Raw genomic sequence first — 16,792 nt, forward strand, 5'->3', positions numbered from 1 at the left:
CATAAGACAGGAGGGCGGAATCGCCGCCTCTCCGCTGGTTAAAAAACGGGCAGGCGAGTATACATAACTTACTGTTTATTTTCAGGTCTAATTAAAAAAGCCAGTCCTGAACGCACGTTAGAGGTTTGCTAACGCCGAATTGGCGGGAAACTTCAGCTAATGTCATGGAAATATCGTAAATAGCCGCGCTTAAAAAATTTAGCGTAAGAATGAATTGTGATGAATTGCTGCCCCTACGACCTTGGTCTGAATGAGGTTGTTTGATGGTCCAAAAACGGTCATTCTTCCGTAACTAACCGCAAGTTATTCCTGTAAACGGGAGAAAACACGTCGTTTGATTGAGCTTGCTAATGATAATGTAGTAAAAATACTACTTTCGGGCGTTGTGTTCCCTCTGTGTCCAGCTCGATCGGCGGCCTCGGGCCAAAAGCCGTTATCTTTCAGGGTGATCAGACAGGCAAAGTGGTGAGGCTGTTCTATGCTTGAGGAAGGTTCAGGCACGGTACGCCGTCGCCGCTGCTTCGCTTATACACCCATAACAATACTCTGCAATCCATCGCAGCTTATCTACACCGCACGCGCGTGACTGCTGATCGTGGCCAGCGCGGCACTCTTTGATGCCAAGGGGAGGGTTTGATGTACCAGGACGATGATCCCATTGAAACCAGTGAATGGCTGGACGCGCTTGAATCTCTGATCGAGCAGGAAGGCGTTGACCGGGCCAAGTACATTCTTGAGAGGCTGTCCGAGCGGGCAAGCCGAGAAGGCACTGAGCTGCCATATTCAATTACCACGCCATTCCGCAACAGCATTCCGGCCACAAAGGAAGCGCGGATGCCGGGTGATCTGTTTATGGAGCGCCGTATTCGCTCGCTCATCCGCTGGAACGCCATGGCCATGGTGCTTCGGGCGAATCAGCGTCCTGGTGAGCTGGGTGGGCACGTCTCTTCCTTCTCCTCGGCCGCGACTCTCTATGATGTAGGCTTTAACTACTTCTTCCACGGTGGTGACGAGAAGCGCGAATCTGACCTTGTTTACTTCCAGGGCCATTCATCGCCCGGCATCTATGCCCGTTCCTACCTTGAAGGTCGGTTCGAGGAAGCACAGTTGGACAAGTATCGGGAAGAGGTTGATGGCGATGGCCTGTCGTCCTATCCGCACCCCTGGCTGATGCCGGATTACTGGCAGTTCCCGACTGTGTCCATGGGTCTGGGGCCGATTCAGGCCATTTACCAGGCACACGTCATGAAGTACCTGCACAGCCGCGAACTGATCGACATGGGCGACCGGAAAGTCTGGTGCTTTGTTGGTGACGGTGAGTGTGACGAGCCGGAAACCCTGGGCTCCATTTCCATGGCCGGCCGGGAAAACCTGAGCAACCTGATCTTCGTGGTTAACTGCAACCTGCAGCGCCTCGATGGCCCGGTACGGGGCAATGGCAAGATCATCCAGGAACTGGAAGGTATCTTCCGTGGTGCTGGCTGGAACGTGCTCAAAGTAGTCTGGGGCCGCATGTGGGATCCGCTGTTCGAGAAGGACAAAGATGGCCTGATGCAGCGCGTGATGGACGAAGCTGTCGACGGCGACCTGCAGAACTTCAAGAGCAACGGTCCGGCCTACACCCGCAAGAACTTCTTCGGCAAGTACCCGGAGCTGTCCAAGCTGGTGGAAAATCTGTCTGATGAAGACATCGGTAAGCTGAACCGGGGCGGTCACGATCCCTACAAGATCTACGCGGCCTATCACAAGGCAGTCCACGATCACGGTAACCGTCCGACCGTTATCCTGGCGCACACCATCAAGGGTTACGGCTTCGGCACCGCCGGCGAAGCCAGAACACCGCCCACTCGCTGAAGAAGCTGGATTTGGAACAGCTGAAGGCGTTCCGGGACCGGTTTGGCGTGCCGCTGAAGGACGAGGAGCTGAAAGAGGTTCCCTACTACCGTCCGGCGCCGGACAGCCCGGAAATGCTGTACATGAAAAAGCGTCGTCAGGAGCTTGGTGGTTTCTATCCGAAGCGTCGGAAAGACTGCCAGCGTCTGGAAACGCCGCCGCTGGATACCTTCAAGGCACTTCTGGAAGGCTCCAATGGTCGCGAGATCTCCACCACCATGGCGTTCGTTCGCCTGCTGACTGCGCTCACCAAAGACAAGCGCATCGGCAAGCGGGTAGTACCGATCGTGCCAGACGAGGCGCGGACCTTCGGTATGGAAGGCATGTTCCGCCAGCTGGGTATCTACACGTCCGAAGGCCAGAAGTACGTGCCGGAAGACCGTGAACAGATCATGTACTACAAGGAAGACAAGAAAGGTCAGATCCTTGAGGAAGGCATCAACGAAGATGGCTCCATGGCAGCCTGGATCGCGGCGGCCACGTCATACAGCACCAACAACTTCCCGCTGGTGCCGTTCTACATCTTCTACTCCATGTTTGGTTTCCAGCGTGTAGGCGATCTGGCCTGGGCTGCTGGCGATATCCAGGCGCGGGGCTTCCTGGTTGGCGGTACCGCCGGTCGAACCACGCTGAACGGTGAAGGCCTGCAGCACCAGGATGGTCACAGCCATATTCTGGCGCAGACCATTCCGAGCTGTAAGTCGTACGACCCGGCCTACGGTTACGAAATGGCCGTTATCGTGCAGCACGGTATCAAGGAGATGTTCGAGGACAACCAGAATGTCTACTACTACCTGACGATCGAGAACGAAAACTACGAGCAGCCGGCCATGCCGAAAGGCAAGAAGGTTGAAGACGGCATCATGAAGTATGTACCTTCTCGATTCCGTAGAGACCAAAGGCCGCAAGAAGTCGCCGCGGGTTCAGCTGCTGGGCGCTGGCGCCATCCTCAACGAGGTGCGTGCTGCTGCCGAACTGCTGAAGGAAGACTTTGAGATTGCCAGTGATGTCTGGAGTGTCACCAGCTTCAACGAGCTGGCCCGTGACGGTCAGCATGTCGACCGCTGGAACCGACTGCACCCGGACGATTCGCCGAAGAAGGCGTACATCACCGAGTGCCTAGAGAAGCAGCAGGGGCCGGTGGTGTCTTCCACTGACTACATGAAGTTGTTCTCCGAGCAGGTTCGCGCCTTCATTCCGCAGACTTTCGTTACCCTGGGTACCGATGGTTACGGTCGCAGTGACACCCGCGAGAAGCTGCGCAGTCACTTCGAAGTTGACCGTTATCACGTGGCCGTGACCGCTCTGTCGGCACTGGCGCAGGACGGTGAAGTTAAGAAGGATGTGGTTCTCGAAGCCATGCGGAAGTACGGAATCGATCGCAACAAAACGAACCCGGTGCTGAGCTAAGGAGACCGCCATGAGTGAACAGGAAATCAAGGTTCCCGATCTCGGCGGTGCGGACGAGGTCGAGGTTATTGAAATCATCGTCAGCAAGGGGGATTCGGTTGAAGAAGAGGATCCGATTCTGACGGTTGAGTCCGACAAGGCATCGGTTGAGCTGCCTTCGCCCGGCACCGGCAAGATCACCAACATCAGTGTGAAGGTCGGTGACAAGGTCAAGGAAGGCGACGTGGTCGGCACCATGGAAATGGGTGGTGCCGGTGGCGAAGACGACGCCGAAGAGGAGTCTGACGACAAGTCAGAGCAGGCATCTGAGGCTAAATCCGCTGACAGCTCTTCCGATAAGGCAGAGCCAAGCAAGCCGGCCGCGAAAAAAGGCGGTGGCTCGCGCAAGGAAACCGTTAAGGTTCCGGCTCTGGATGGCTTCGACAATGTCCCGGTGATCGAGATCAACGTCGCCGAAGGCGATTCCATCGAGGCGGACGACGCCTGGTGACGGTCGAGTCAGACAAAGCCACCATGGAGATTCCGGCGCCCTACGCGGGCAAGGTTGGCAAGATCCTGGTGTCCGAGGGCGACAAACTGTCCGAAGGCGATGATCTGCTCGAGATGACCGTCGAGGAAGAGGGTGGCGAGTCAGGCGATCAGGCCGAGGCGGAGCCCGCCAAGGAAGCCAAGAAGGATGAGGCAAGGCGCAGCAGCCCAAGCAGGAGAAAGCTGCTCCTGAGCCCCAGGGTGCTACTTACGAGCCGCCCGCGCCGGGCACCAAGGTCCATGCTGGCCCGGCCGTGCGTAAGCTGGCCCGTGAATTGGGCGCCGATCTGACCCGTGTTAAGGCTCAGGCCCCAAGAACCGGATCGTGAAAGACGATGTCCAGGCTTACGTGAAGAGCCAGTTGCAGCAGGCTCAGCAGGGTGGCTCCGTGGGTACCGGTTCCGGTATTCCCGGGGTCAAGCTGCCGGACTTCAGCCAGTTTGGTGAGATCGAAAAAGAAGCGATGTCACGCATGATGTCGGCCACGGCCACCAACATGCAGCGCAGCTGGCTGAACGTGCCTCATGTCACACAGTTCGAGGACGCGGACATCACCGACATGGAAGCCTTCCGTAAGGCCCAAAAGGCCGCAGGCGAGAAGAAAGGTGTGAAGATGACACCGCTGCCCTTCATGTTGAAGGCCTGTGCCACGGCGCTGGCGGAGCTGCCTCAGTTCAATGTCTCTCTGGACATGGACAAGAAGGAAGTCATCCGCAAGAAGTACATCCACATCGGCATTGCCGTGGATACGCCGCACGGGCTGATGGTTCCGGTGATTCGCAACGTCGATCAGAAGGGCTTGTGGGAGTTGGCGGCAGAAAGTGCCGAGCTGGCCCAGAAGGCCCGGGACAAGCAGCTGAAACCGGCAGAGATGCAGGGCGCCTGCTTCACCATCACCAGTCTGGGTGGTATTGGGGGCACTGCGTTCACGCCGATCGTGAACACGCCGGAAGTGGCTATCCTGGGGGTATCCAAGGCGGCGATGAAGCCGGTTTGGGACGGTAAGGCGTTTCAGCCCCGGCTGATGTTGCCGCTGTCGCTGTCCTACGATCACCGTGCAGTAAATGGCGCGGATGCTGCGCGGTTTACGAGCTGTTTGAGCCGCCTGTTGTCTGACCTAAGAGAGCTGCTTTTGTAGCGTTTCAAGGCCGCGAGATGCTGAGTGCTCTCGCGGCCTAAACGCTCCGGCGCACGAAGAAACTAGAAACCTCTGTCTTTAGTGAGCAAGTGCAACGAGCATGTTTTAGTGGTCTTTGCCAGCGGAAGCAGATGAGTTAGGGGAGGGAACGACCGGTCTGTTGGCGACCCTTGCCGTTTGACTCGGAGGGTCGCCTATTAGGAACTGGATTACTTGTGAGGAGAGTGTCTCTTTTCGCTGTGCATCTTCCGATGTTGCATTTTCTCCTTATCGGCAATTTCTACGGCTTCAGCTTTATTTGGGTAGGTTCGAGCTTCGTTGATGCGGTCAACAAGGCCCCCATCCGGGCTGGATACAGCCCATGGACTTACGAGCATTGAAACCAAAAAAGCAATACCGATTACTTTTTTCATAGCTGCGTCCTCTTTTCTTCCGTGTACTGCACTACCAGTAGAACAGAAGTATCTGAATCGGAGCTGAAATTTAAAAAGTAATTGCGCTGTCTACCAAATTTTTAAAGGGAAGAATGAAGAGCTTTAATAGCCGACTGGCATTGATAAAAGGTTCGCTCCCTGTTTCCTGCTTGACGCGTCATAAGTTAGTAAGGTCCAGATCACTCCATCTTTTTCTGCCAATCCGGTGATAGTGCCTTTCAGCCAATACGGTAAGTCGCTTTCAATGGGTTGGTCATCCCTGAATCTGAGGTAGCCCAGCTGGGTTTGGCTGGCGTGGTTGCCTGATGAGAGAAACTTGGCGGAGGTTCCTGCGATCTGGGGAAAAGGATTGCTGGGTGTTGCGCTTCGATTTGTGTTGCCAATATCGGTGAGGGGTTAAGGTAGACATGGATCACGGGGCTAAACTCTCGCTCTGGGTCGAGTTCGTATATTAGGGAGGAGGTACGCGTACCGACATTTCTGGCGGTACGGTGAAGAATATTTCCATCGTTGTCTTTAACGATGAGTTCTTGATTACGGATAGATACGAATTCCATTTGTTCGTCACCCGTTAAATCCGCAATTAGGGCTCCGATAACGTTAAACGTATCTGGTAAATGCAGGGCGGGCTTTTGCAGTCGGAGACTGAGGTTGCTGTTGAGTGTCAGTTCTTGCACAGATCGACCGAAAAAACGTTCTCTCTCAAACGCCTGTCCGATCAGTGTTTCTGGAGTCTTGTCGGCATTCAAATCGAATGCTCCGAGGATGAAAGGAAGGTCAGTGCGAAGGACAGTGACTTGGTCTGTATCCAGCATTAGAAGCATGCCCTCAACGTCTTTCCCATCCCAGGTAGTTAGCGCCAAGAACGTTTGAGGGAGGTTTTGGGGTTTCCACCACCTTACTGCCAGAAGTTGGTTTTTATTCGGAACCGTGAAGCGGGTCAATTCCCGGGCTTGGTCGTCCGCGATGGAGGTGATGGTAACTTGGTCCGCAGTACCCGCAGCAATCAGAATTCGGCTCTCCTGAACAAGGATATCGCTCGATATTGGTCGAGGCTCAAGCGAAAGCACGTAGTTGGGATCTATCTGATGACCTCGTTCGTTTTGAGGTCTGGCTGTGAGGTCTTGGGCTTGGGGCGCAAAATGGTGCTTGCCCAAGGAATGGCTCCCGACCGGCCAGCCTGGCACGTAATCGACTTGCAAAGTAGGCTCTGAGTACCTAAATATCAATCCATTGAAGCCCGTTCGCGCTTCATCGAGGGGGGCGTTTAGATACCCAAGCCACTTTATTTGGGGGATCTGGCGCCTAAGTTTAGCGTAAAGGTCTCGGCCTTTAGTTTCTGTATCGATGAAATAGGCCGGAAGCCCGCCAAAGCGTTTAATTCTCGAGCCGGGGGCCGGCGGCTTTCCTTTGAGTATCTGGGCATCCGAGTAACTCTGGTTCGAGCGGGTAATACCCAGTACTGTCTCTACGCTGGGCTCAATGGCAATTTTCTCGTTCGTAATCGGATGCTCTACACTTTCCTTGCGGCTGAACACAGTAAACACGTCGCCGGCCCTGACACCATCCTCCGTTCCAAGGTCGATATAGGTACGTTTTGCCTCAGAATTGGGAGCAGGAATGACAGTGCCGCTGAGCCCACTATACTCCTCGGCGATGCGAGAAATTTCGCTTGTCTCAGCGAGAACCGGCTGAGCGAAGCAAAGAGCAAACGTAACTGAAAAAAACTTTTTGAGCATTGTCGCGTTTTTACCTGGGTATAAGACACTGAAAAGATACAGTGAATCGAATATGGGTATAAAAAAGGGAACGGCTTTAAATAAAAGCGCGTTCCCTGTTGATTAGCTTGCAAGGCGGCGTTGACGCTACTTAAAACTTGTAGCGGACCCGGCCTGCAATGTGCGTAATGTTTTCGTCCGCATCGCCATCTTGAAGGGCTGGTTCCTCAAAAGCATCCATAGCGTCGTCTGCTACAAGGTAGGCCGCTTCGGCCGCAAGTTCCAGGTTTTGATTTGGCTTATAGGTTAGGCGACCTCCAAATTCAAAGCCAAGCGAATTATCTTCACTTCCGTCACCGAGCGTAACGTCTTCTGCCAAGGCGTTATAAATAGCGATACCGCTGATCGTAACTTGGTGAGAGAGCTTGTGGTCTACCTGGAATTTGTTCATCAGGTAGCCTTTGTCGAGCAAGTATGCGGTCTCGGCAAAGTAGTCATCGTCAGTAAAGTTTTCCTGGAAAATCATGCTCTCGTTGATGTCGACATCGGTGGCAATGAATGCATCAAAGTTGTCGTCGTTGGCGTCGTCATCGCCGGACGAATACCAGAGGGTGTACGTAAACGTGGTTGCGCCAATATCTATGCCTACATCACCGCGCAAAAAATAGGCTCCCAAATCATAGCTGTCGTTGGGGTTCGTTGCGCCAGACAAAGGTGTAAAGTTAACGCCCTTTATCGTTCCGGTTTGATAAATTGCGGTCCCCTTCAGAAAGAGCTCGCTGTTACTCAGGGGGCTTCTGAAGTCAAAGGTTCCGCCAACATTCGTGACATCGTATTCGGAATTATCGGCTATAGCTTTTAGTTCGTAGCCAGTGCTGTCAATGCTGCCCACGCCCTCAGAGACTTGGTCGTTGATCTGGTACAGCACAAATCCGCCGATGTGCAAGTCCGGGGACACCTGGCCATCAAGGTTCACTGCGAAATTGTCGGCACCATCGAAGCCGTCATCATCGGACTCGGCAGCATTTTCGTTGGAGGAGTCGCCACGTCCCCATAAAAGTTGGTAATCCCAGGCTGTTGTCAAAGGCCCTTTGGCCATAACGCTGGTCGCAGTTTCGTGCCAAAGATGCTTATCGACGGTAACCGGCTGTAATCCCATCTTAATGCGATGAGCCAGGTTGGAAGGTACGCCGAAATCAACGTATGCCCAACGGGTTTCTACGTTTGTGCCATCCCCGGAATAGTCGCCACCCGACCCCTCACCATAACGGATACCCCCAATTTCGGTTGCGTACACACCTCGGACTTCGTCGTTGTCGGTCGCTGCTTCAAACCAAAAGCGATACTTGAGCTCTCCGAAATTTTCGGATTTGCCGTCGTCCTTTAGAGTGCCCTCTTTGCCCGTAAGTCCGGAGCCGTTAAACCAGTCTCGTTGATTGCTGTAGGCTTGGAACCGATTGTTCATGTCACCGTGGAACTCATACTTTGCCGCGTGAACCGCAGTGCTGGCGAGAGTGATATGAGCGAGAACGATTGCGGGGTAAAGGCCTGTCTGCTTGAGAGCTTTCACCTTGGTTATCCTCCTGAGGCTAAAGCATGGCCACTAAGTGTGCCGGAAACGCTCCGCACATGGCTTTCGGGCAATTTGACCAGAACAACAAATAGTCTAAAAGGCCCGTGGGTCTAGTGCTGGGCGATTATTGGTAGGTTAAAGGCGTCCCTGCCTATTCTGATTTGGCATCTTTTCGGTCTTGTCAGACCCTTGATGCCAAATCATCAGTCCCTAGCGTTCAAACTATGTTAGAAGTTGTATTGTGCTGCAAACAGAAGACGGCTGGCGTCACCGTCGTCACCGTCGACTTCATCCACCATGTAGTACCCGTACTCAATGCCCATAGTGGCATGCTTAACAGGTGACCACTGGTAGTTGATGAGTGCACTGGTGTTCTTCTCGTGCTTATCGTTGATCGTGCCTGCGCCCAGATCCCGAAGAGCATCATCCCAATCAACGTTGGTCATGCCAACGCCCAAGTTGACCGAGCGACCGCCACCAATCTTGTAGGTCATGCCCACGGTTCCGCCATACCCGCTGATCAACTCAAGATCACCCGTGGCAGGATCAACGTAGCCGTCTTCGGCAGCGAAGTTTTCGCCAGAGCGATACAGGTAGGTGTTCGAACCGTTGGTATAGTTAATAACACCGTTGAAGTTAATGTCATCAGTTACGGACAGGGTTACGGCACCAAATGCACCGTATGCAACTGCGCTGTCATCCTCGGTTCCAGTGTCATATCCAAGATTGCGGACAAAACCTGCAACAGAATATGAAACGGCACCGGCGGAGTCTTCAAGCCGCGCGGTCAGAACTGGCAGGCCTTCTTTCTCATCGCCGCCACCTGCAGTGTCAATCAACCCGTTGTAGCTAAGCGGCTCTTCCAGTGATACTGAGAGAGGTCCAGTGGTGTAGCGCAGCTGAGCAGACCGGAATTGAACGCCGGCATTACCGGGCAGGCCGTCGAAATCCAGAGTTGGTGTGTACCCAACGAAACTAGTATAGTTCGACCAGTTTTGACCGGCCAGAACGCCCATGTACTCGCCATACGCATGGCGCAATCTCAGCCCGTTACCGTTGGTTTCGAAGTCGCTTTCGACTCTTACTTTCAAGCCCGACGAATGTGTGGTGAGCACACCAATACGGCTCTGGAAGGCATCCGCACCAAAGTGGCCGCTGATCTCGTTATTTTCATCAGCGCCGGTGTTAACTTTACTAAAGTTACCAGTTCTCGCCCCTGCGCTGATGTCCTCGTCAATGTCATAGCTTGCGTTCAGTCGAGCGTAGCCATAAATCTCGACGGAAACACCATTTAATGCGTGCATGTCGTCGGCATCACCGACGATCTTCATTGCGCTTGCCGATCCAGCTGAGCCGATCGCCAAAAGTGCGGTAGCCACTCGAATGGATACGTTTAACTTATTGTTTCGCATTATTTTCTCCAAACACGATGTTGTTGTTGTCGGACCCAACTCGACTGTAGTTACAATTTTGTGATAATTCAAATGAATTTGAGCATGATTTAGACAAAAGTCTATTACCCTTTGTTGTGCGGATTTATAGGCCTACTGACCAAATGAACGGAGTACGACGTCATTACGACCCACCGTTGTTTTATTCATACGGCCACGTTTGCCTTCGTTGATCTCGAAACGACTGGGGGGAATTCTGCTCGGGACCGGATCACCGAGATCGGTATTCGGTTCTGGCGCGCTGGTGAGGTAGTGGGTGAATGGCAGACCCTGCTGAACCCGGAAACCCGAATTTCCGGGTTTATTGAAAGTCTTACCGGCATCACGTGCGCCATGGTCGCCGATGCGCCGCTGTTCGCAGACATCGCGGACGAGCTGGAAGAGCAGCTCAAGGGCACTGTATTTGTGGCTCACAATGCCCGCTTTGACTATGGCTTTATCAAATCAGAATTCCGCCGGCTCGGGCGTCTGTTCTCTGCCAAAGTGTTGTGCACGGTGAAGTTGTCCCGCCGACTGTATCCGGAGTTCCGGCGCCACAATATGGACTCCCTGATTGAGCGTCACGGTTTGGCCCGGGTTCAGCGTCACCGGGCCATGGGTGATGTCGAGGCAATGCTGTCGTTTTTCCTGCATGCCCGTGCCGATCAAGGCGATGAAATGCTGGAAGAGGCCATCGCCACCTTGCTGCAGCGCCCAAGTATTCCCTCCCATTTGCCGCCGGATACGCTTCAGGACTTGCCGGCCAGCCCAGGTGTTTACCGATTTTACGGCGAGAACGACGCGCTCCTGTATGTTGGCAAGAGTACCAATATCGCCCAGCGGGTCGCTTCGCATTTCTCGGGTGACCACAACTCCAGCCGCGGTGTGCGGATGTCGGAAAGCCTGCGCCGGGTGGACTGGACTGAGACCGCAGGCGAGCTTGGGGCGCTGTTACTGGAACTGAAACAGATCAAAAGCTTGAAGCCACTCTTCAACCGCCGCTCCCGGGCCGCCAAGAATCTGGTGAGCATCGAACTGAGCGAGACGGATGCCGGGTATCTGCAGGCCCGCCAGGTGAGAGAGATTGCGCCACATCGGCTGGGCAACTACTTCGGTCTGTTTCGGAGCAAGCGTGATGCCGAGCGCGCCCTGAGTGGGATCGCCGCAAAAAATGAGCTTTGCAACCGGTTGCTGGGCCTGGAGCCGGAACACGAAGGCGCCTGCTTTCAGCGCACCCTTGGGCGTTGCAAGGGCGCGTGCGAGGGCTTGGAGGATGCCACCCGCTATAACCTACGCACCCAGATCGCGTTCCACGCCTTGCGTCTGCAAACCTGGCCCTGGAAAGGTCCGGTGGGGGTAGTGGAGCATGACCGATTCACCGGGAGGACTGACATCCTGGTGGTGTACAACTGGATGCACGTAACCACCGTGCATGACGAAGCCGATCTGCACGAGCTGTCCCTGTGCGGCCAGGTGGTCACTTTCGATCTGGATTCCTACAAGCTGTTGATCAAGGCGCTGCTGGGTAGGAATGGGCAAAACCGCAAAATCCTCGAGCTTCCTGCGGTTGGTGCGCCGGATGTGCTTATGCCCTGAGTGGCGTATCATGGGGTTAGGTCCGCACACGTACTTACTTGCCTGGTGCGGTGACTTTACTATTGTTATGCGTTCATCCGCGTTTCCCGAGAGAGATTTATGCACAAAGAACCCGTCACTCGCGAACTTTTTGATCAAGTCATGGTACCCAACTACGCACCCGGTTCGATCATCCCGGTCCGAGGTGAAGGTTCCCGAATCTGGGATCAGGAGGGGCGGGAGTTTGTTGATCTACAGGGCGGCATCGCAGTGAGTTGCCTCGGGCATTCTCACCCTGGCCTTTTGAGCGCGCTGCATGACCAGGCGGAAAAAATCTGGCACCTGTCCAACGTGATGACCAACGAGCCGGCACTTCGGTTGGCCAAGAGCCTGTGCGATCTGACCTTCGCGGAGCGGGTGTTCTTCGCCAACTCAGGCGGCGAGGCCAATGAGGCCGCGTTCAAACTGGTGCGTCGTTATGCCTGGGAACACCATGGCCCAGAGAAGAACGAGATCATTTCCTTTAAGGGTGCCTTCCACGGCCGCACCCTGTTCACCGTTAGCGTGGGCGGTCAGCCCAAGTACCTGGAAGGCTTCGAGCCCGCGCCGGGTGGTATCCACCACGCTGAGTTCAACGATCTGGAATCGGTGAAGAAGCTGATTTCGAAAGAAAAGACCTGCGCCATCGTGGTCGAGCCGATTCAGGGCGAGGGCGGCGTAATGCCGGGTGATCCTGAGTTCCTGAAAGGACTGCGCGAGCTGTGCGACGAGCACGATGCCCTGCTGGTATTTGATGAAGTTCAGTCCGGCGCTGGCCGAACCGGTCATATGTACGCCTACCAGATGTACAACGTTACCCCGGATATCCTGACCAGTGCCAAAGGCCTGGGCGGCGGTTTCCCGGTTGCCGCCATGTTGACCACGGCTCATGTGGCCAAGAGTCTGGGTGTGGGCACTCACGGTAGCACTTATGGCGGAAACGCGCTGGCCTGTGCGGTGGCACAAAAGGTTGTCGATACGATCAGTCAGCCGGATATTCTGAAGGGCGTGAAGGCGCGCTCCGACCGGTTGTGCAAGGGCATGATGGACATCGGCGAACGTTACGGTGTGTTCAGCGAAGTGCGCGGCGCCGGGCTGCTGCTCGGCTGCGTCCTGACCGAGAAGTGGCAGGGCAAGGCCAAGGACTTCCTGAACGCCGGTCTGGATGAAGGCGTGATGGTGCTGGTTGCCGGCGCCAACGTCGTGCGCCTTGCACCGTCGCTGATTATTCCGGAATCCGACATCGATGATGCGCTCGAGCGGTTTGAAAAAGCGGTGAAGAAGCTGACGGCGTAAGGAGTCGATATGTGGCTTGTACGTCCGGCCCAACCGGATGATTTGGAACAGATCCTTGAGATAGCGGGCACCCAGAGTGCCCGTCTTTCCTCAACCCTGCCCAAACAGTCCGAAGCTCTTGCGAGCAAGATTGAACATTCCCTGGCATCTTTCGCCGGCAACGTGCCGGAGAAGGATGCGCCACGGTTTCTGTTTGTTCTGGAAGATACCAACACCGGCCAGGTGGCCGGAACAGCCGGCATTGATGCCCGTGCCGGTAACGGTCAGCCGTTCTATAACTATCGCCGCGATGCGCTGGTTCATGCCTCCCATGAGCTGGGTGTGTCGCGCCGGGTAGAGGTGCTGTACCCGTCCCATTCCCTGACTGACCAGACCCTGCTGTGCTCGTTTTCCATTCGCCCTGAACTGCGCCACACCGAGGCGTTTGAGCTGCTATCCCGGGCCAGGATGCTGTTCATTGCCGAACACCGGGAGTGGTTCTCGTCGCGGCTGGTGGTTGAGATTCAGGGTGTGCAGGACGAAAACGGCAACGTGCCGTTTTGGGACAGCCTGGCCCGGCACTTCTTCAACATGGATTTTGAAACCGCCGACCAGTATTCCTCCCTGCTCAGCAAAACCTTCATTGCCGAGCTGATGCCGCCAAACCCGGTTTACGTCACTCTGCTGACTGAACAGGCCCAGGCAGCATTGGGGCAGTGCCACCCAATGACCAAACTAAATCTGGAGTTGTTGCTGCGCGAGGGTTTCCACGCCGGCTGCTACCTGGATATTTTCGATGCCGGCCCGGTACTGGAAGCGCGCACCGATGCGGTCCACACCCTGGTGACCAGCCATCGCAAGAGTCTCCATGGAAGTCAGGATGACGCTGGTGACCAGTGCCTGATCGCTGCCGGGGAAGGCCTGGCGTTCCGATGCACGATGGCTCGGGCGGAAGAGACGCTGGATGATGAGCTCAAGGTGTCGGTTAAGGCCTGGAAAGTGCTGGAAAAAAGCGCTGGCGACGCGGTAAGGATGGCACCGTTATGAGCACAATGATGCCTGTTGTATTAACCCCGAGGGAGGGCGTGACATGCTGGTGATTCGCCCGCTTCGGGAAAACGATCTTGACGATCTCTATGCCATGGCGCAAAACGCCGGCAAGGGACTGACCACCCTGCCAGCAGACCGCAAACTGTTGCAGAAGAAAATTGCTCATACCGTTGAGACCTTCAACCAGCGCTGCGCCCCGGAAGCCGGGCTATACCTGTTTGCGCTGGAAGACACCGAGCTGAAGAAAACCGTGGGTATCAGTGGTATTCAGGCCCGGGTCGGGCTGGACGAGGTGTTTTATAACTATCGCCTGAGCATCACCGTGAATGCCTCCAAGGAACTGGGCGTGCACGTGCGTACGCCCACGCTCCACCTGTCCAACGACATGACCGACACCAGCGAGATCTGCTCGCTGCTGTTGTCCGATGACTACAAGGGCGGTGGCAGTGGCTTGCTGCTGTCACGTTGCCGGTTCATGTACCTGGACGAGTTCCGCAAGCATTTCTCGGAGAAAGTCTTTGCCGAGATGCGGGGCGTGTCAGACCGTGAGGGCCGCAGCCCACTCTGGGATGCCCTGGGCAGCAAGTTTTTCGACATGGAGTTCACCGAGGCGGACATGCTGTCCGGGCTCGGTAACAAGGCCTTCATTGCCGAGCTGATGCCCAAGTACCCCATCTACCTGCCGATGCTGCCGGATCCTGCCCGTGCCGTCATCAGCCGGGTGCACGAAAACACCGCACCAGCGCTCAAGATGCTTCAGGCTGAGGGTTTCAACTTCAACGGTCTGGTGGATATTTTTGACGGTGGCCCGGTAGTGGAAGCCTTCGTGCACAACATCCGAACGGTCCGGGAATCGATCAATCGCTATGCGATGGTCACGCAAACCCCGGTCGATCTGGATGTTCCAGCCGGCGAGCGGGTCATGATTTCCAATCGGTCGTTCCGGGATTTCCGGGTGACCACCATTCCGGCCAGTTGCATCGGGCCGGATACGGTCAAGATGCCGCCTGAGGTAGCCAAGGCTCTGAACCTGGAGTCCGGTGATCCGGTTCGTCTGGCCCCGTTAAAGGATAACGGTCCCCAGTTCCTGCATATGCACCGGAGTCATGACAAGGCGGACGAGCGCGTTCGCGAGTCGCGAAGCCGTTTCTGAAAAATTGAGATTCCGAACCCATTGAACAGTGGCGCTTTGCCGCCATCAAACCTATATAAGTCCAGTACCGGGAGGTGCTCTGATATGGCAAACCTGACAGGCGAACTATTCATTGATGGCCTGTGGCTTCAGGGTCACGGCGAATACTTTGAGTCAACACAGCCGGTTACCGGAGACACCGTCTGGGACGGCAATGCCGCCAACCTGGAAGACGTCGATGCCGCAGTTCGTGAGGCCCGTAACGCGTTTGTGAAATGGCGTCGCAAGAGCTTCGCGGAACGTCTGGCCGTGGTTGAAGCCTTCCGCGATCAGCTTGAGGAACACAAGGAAGCGCTGGCGCACCAGATCGGTCTGGAAACCGGTAAGCCGCTGTGGGAATCCCGCACTGAAGTTGCCGCCATGATCGGCAAAGTCGCTATTTCCGTGCAGGCCTATAACGATCGCACCGGGCATTCCGAGTCCGAAGTGGCGGGTGGCCATGCCGTGCTTCGGCATCGCCCCCATGGCGTTGTCGCGGTGTTTGGCCCCTACAACTTCCCGGGTCACCTGCCTAACGGCCACATTGTTCCAGCGCTGCTGGCGGGCAACACCGTGGTGTTCAAGCCCAGCGAACTGACGCCGGGTGTGGCCGAGATGACCGTCAAGTTCTGGGAGAAGGCGGGCATTCCCGAAGGCGTTATCAACCTGGTTCAGGGCGCGTCGGCGACCGGCAAATCCCTGGCCGGACATCCGATGATCGACGGCCTGTTCTTTACCGGCAGCTCCACCGTGGGCCATCTGCTGCACGAGCAATTTGGTGGCCAGCCGGAAAAAATCCTGGCGCTGGAAATGGGCGGGAACAACCCGCTCATTGTGCAGGACGTAGCCGATGTCGACGGTGCCGTGCACCACGCCCTGCAATCGGCATTTCTGTCTGCGGGGCAGCGTTGCACCTGCGCCCGTCGCCTGCTGGTTCCAAAGGGTAAGAAAGGCGATGAGTTCCTGGATCGCCTGGAGGAGTTGTCGGGCCGTATTCAGGTCGGCGAATTCGATGCCGATCCACAGCCGTTCATGGGCTCGGTGATTTCGGCCGAAGCCGCAGAAAAACTGCTGGATGTCCAGGCCAGCATGCTGGAAAAAGGCGCTACATCCCTGCTGGAAATGAAGCAGGTCAAACCGGATACCGGTCTGTTGTCGCCGGGCATCGTTGATGTCACCGGGCTGGATGTCAGCGACGAGGAGTTCTTCGGGCCACTGTTGACCGTGTACCGGTACAAGAGCTTTGACGACGCTCTGGAGCTGGCCAACGATACCCGCTACGGCTTGTCTGCCGGTATCCTGACCGACGATCGCAAACTCTATGACCGGTTGGTTGAAGAAGTGCGCGCCGGCATCGTGAACTGGAACCGTCCGTTGACCGGTGCCAGCAGTGCCGCGCCGTTCGGTGGTGTGGGCGCCAGTGGGAACCACCGCGCCAGTGCCTATTACGCAGCGGATTACTGCGCCTGGCCGATGGCCTCGTTGGAGTCGCGCCACAGTGAGGTGCCGGCAACTTTGGCTCCTGGCCTGAATTTCGACAAGTAACCCTTAATTGCGA

The 16,792-nt window shown here is 55.8% G+C and carries 9 protein-coding genes and 2 pseudogenes; 7 read left to right on the forward strand and 4 right to left on the reverse strand.

Annotation, left to right across the window (positions count from 1 at the left end; all coding sequences use genetic code 11):
- The first annotated feature begins 636 nt into the window (after positions 1–636).
- Both aceE and aceF read left to right on the forward strand, forming a co-directional pair.
- Positions 637–3,303 (forward strand): annotated as a pseudogene (gene aceE / locus AU14_RS04140) (pyruvate dehydrogenase (acetyl-transferring), homodimeric type).
- A gap of 10 nt (positions 3,304–3,313) precedes the next feature.
- Positions 3,314–4,969: pseudogene (gene aceF, locus AU14_RS23175) on the forward strand (dihydrolipoyllysine-residue acetyltransferase).
- Between the two features lie 209 nt (positions 4,970–5,178).
- On the opposite strand, the gene AU14_RS04150 reads toward aceF, so the two are convergent.
- From AU14_RS04150 to AU14_RS04165, 4 genes are all read right to left on the reverse strand, one after another.
- Positions 5,179–5,382: a hypothetical protein gene (locus AU14_RS04150; protein WP_041339163.1), complete on the reverse strand. Its 204-nt coding sequence runs from the start codon at positions 5,380–5,382 to the stop codon at positions 5,179–5,181.
- 239 nt (positions 5,383–5,621) lie between these two features.
- On the reverse strand, positions 5,622–7,142 hold the full coding sequence (locus AU14_RS04155) for a hypothetical protein (protein WP_041339166.1): 1,521 nt from the start codon (positions 7,140–7,142) through the stop codon (positions 5,622–5,624).
- A gap of 130 nt (positions 7,143–7,272) precedes the next feature.
- The gene (locus tag AU14_RS04160; RefSeq protein WP_041339169.1) at positions 7,273–8,691 is read right to left on the reverse strand and encodes a hypothetical protein; all 1,419 of its coding nucleotides are present in this window, start codon (positions 8,689–8,691) and stop codon (positions 7,273–7,275) included.
- 230 nt (positions 8,692–8,921) lie between these two features.
- The gene (locus AU14_RS04165; RefSeq protein ID WP_041339172.1) at positions 8,922–10,106 is read right to left on the reverse strand and encodes a DcaP family trimeric outer membrane transporter; all 1,185 of its coding nucleotides are present in this window, start codon (positions 10,104–10,106) and stop codon (positions 8,922–8,924) included.
- A 162-nt stretch (positions 10,107–10,268) separates the two neighbouring features.
- On the opposite strand from AU14_RS04165, the gene AU14_RS04170 reads away from it, so the two are divergent.
- The 5 genes from AU14_RS04170 (at position 10,269) to astD (ending at position 16,779) form a co-directional block, all read left to right on the forward strand.
- The gene (locus AU14_RS04170; protein ID WP_052471957.1) at positions 10,269–11,720 is read left to right on the forward strand and encodes an exonuclease domain-containing protein; all 1,452 of its coding nucleotides are present in this window, start codon (positions 10,269–10,271) and stop codon (positions 11,718–11,720) included.
- 99 nt (positions 11,721–11,819) lie between these two features.
- Entirely contained in the window at positions 11,820–13,034 is a 1,215-nt protein-coding gene (locus AU14_RS04175) for an aspartate aminotransferase family protein (RefSeq protein ID WP_041339178.1), read from the forward strand.
- Positions 13,035–13,043: 9 nt separating this feature from the next.
- Positions 13,044–14,060, forward strand: a complete 1,017-nt coding sequence (locus AU14_RS04180; RefSeq protein WP_041339180.1) for an arginine N-succinyltransferase — start codon at positions 13,044–13,046, stop codon at positions 14,058–14,060.
- Between the two features lie 43 nt (positions 14,061–14,103).
- Positions 14,104–15,216 (forward strand): arginine N-succinyltransferase, encoded by a 1,113-nt coding sequence (gene astA, locus AU14_RS04185; protein WP_052471958.1) that lies wholly within the window; start codon positions 14,104–14,106, stop codon positions 15,214–15,216.
- 84 nt (positions 15,217–15,300) lie between these two features.
- Positions 15,301–16,779, forward strand: coding sequence for a succinylglutamate-semialdehyde dehydrogenase (gene astD, locus AU14_RS04190; RefSeq protein ID WP_041339183.1), 1,479 nt, complete (start codon positions 15,301–15,303; stop codon positions 16,777–16,779).
- Positions 16,780–16,792: the final 13 nt, after the last annotated feature.

Source organism: Marinobacter similis (assembly GCF_000830985.1).
In the GTDB taxonomy this organism is placed as follows: Bacteria; Pseudomonadota; Gammaproteobacteria; order Pseudomonadales; family Oleiphilaceae; genus Marinobacter; species Marinobacter similis.

Excerpts from the sequence above, each read along its gene's own strand:
- AU14_RS04150 (WP_041339163.1), bottom strand. The coding sequence starts at position 5,382 with ATGAAAAAAGTAATCGGTATTGCTTTTTTGGTTTCAATGCTCGTAAGT.
- AU14_RS04155 (WP_041339166.1), bottom strand. The coding sequence starts at position 7,142 with ATGCTCAAAAAGTTTTTTTCAGTTACGTTTGCTCTTTGCTTCGCTCAG.
- AU14_RS04165 (WP_041339172.1), bottom strand. The coding sequence starts at position 10,106 with ATGCGAAACAATAAGTTAAACGTATCCATTCGAGTGGCTACCGCACTT.
- AU14_RS04175 (WP_041339178.1), top strand. The coding sequence starts at position 11,820 with ATGCACAAAGAACCCGTCACTCGCGAACTTTTTGATCAAGTCATGGTA.
- AU14_RS04180 (WP_041339180.1), top strand. The coding sequence starts at position 13,044 with ATGTGGCTTGTACGTCCGGCCCAACCGGATGATTTGGAACAGATCCTT.
- astA (WP_052471958.1), top strand. The coding sequence starts at position 14,104 with ATGCTGGTGATTCGCCCGCTTCGGGAAAACGATCTTGACGATCTCTAT.
- astD (WP_041339183.1), top strand. The coding sequence starts at position 15,301 with ATGGCAAACCTGACAGGCGAACTATTCATTGATGGCCTGTGGCTTCAG.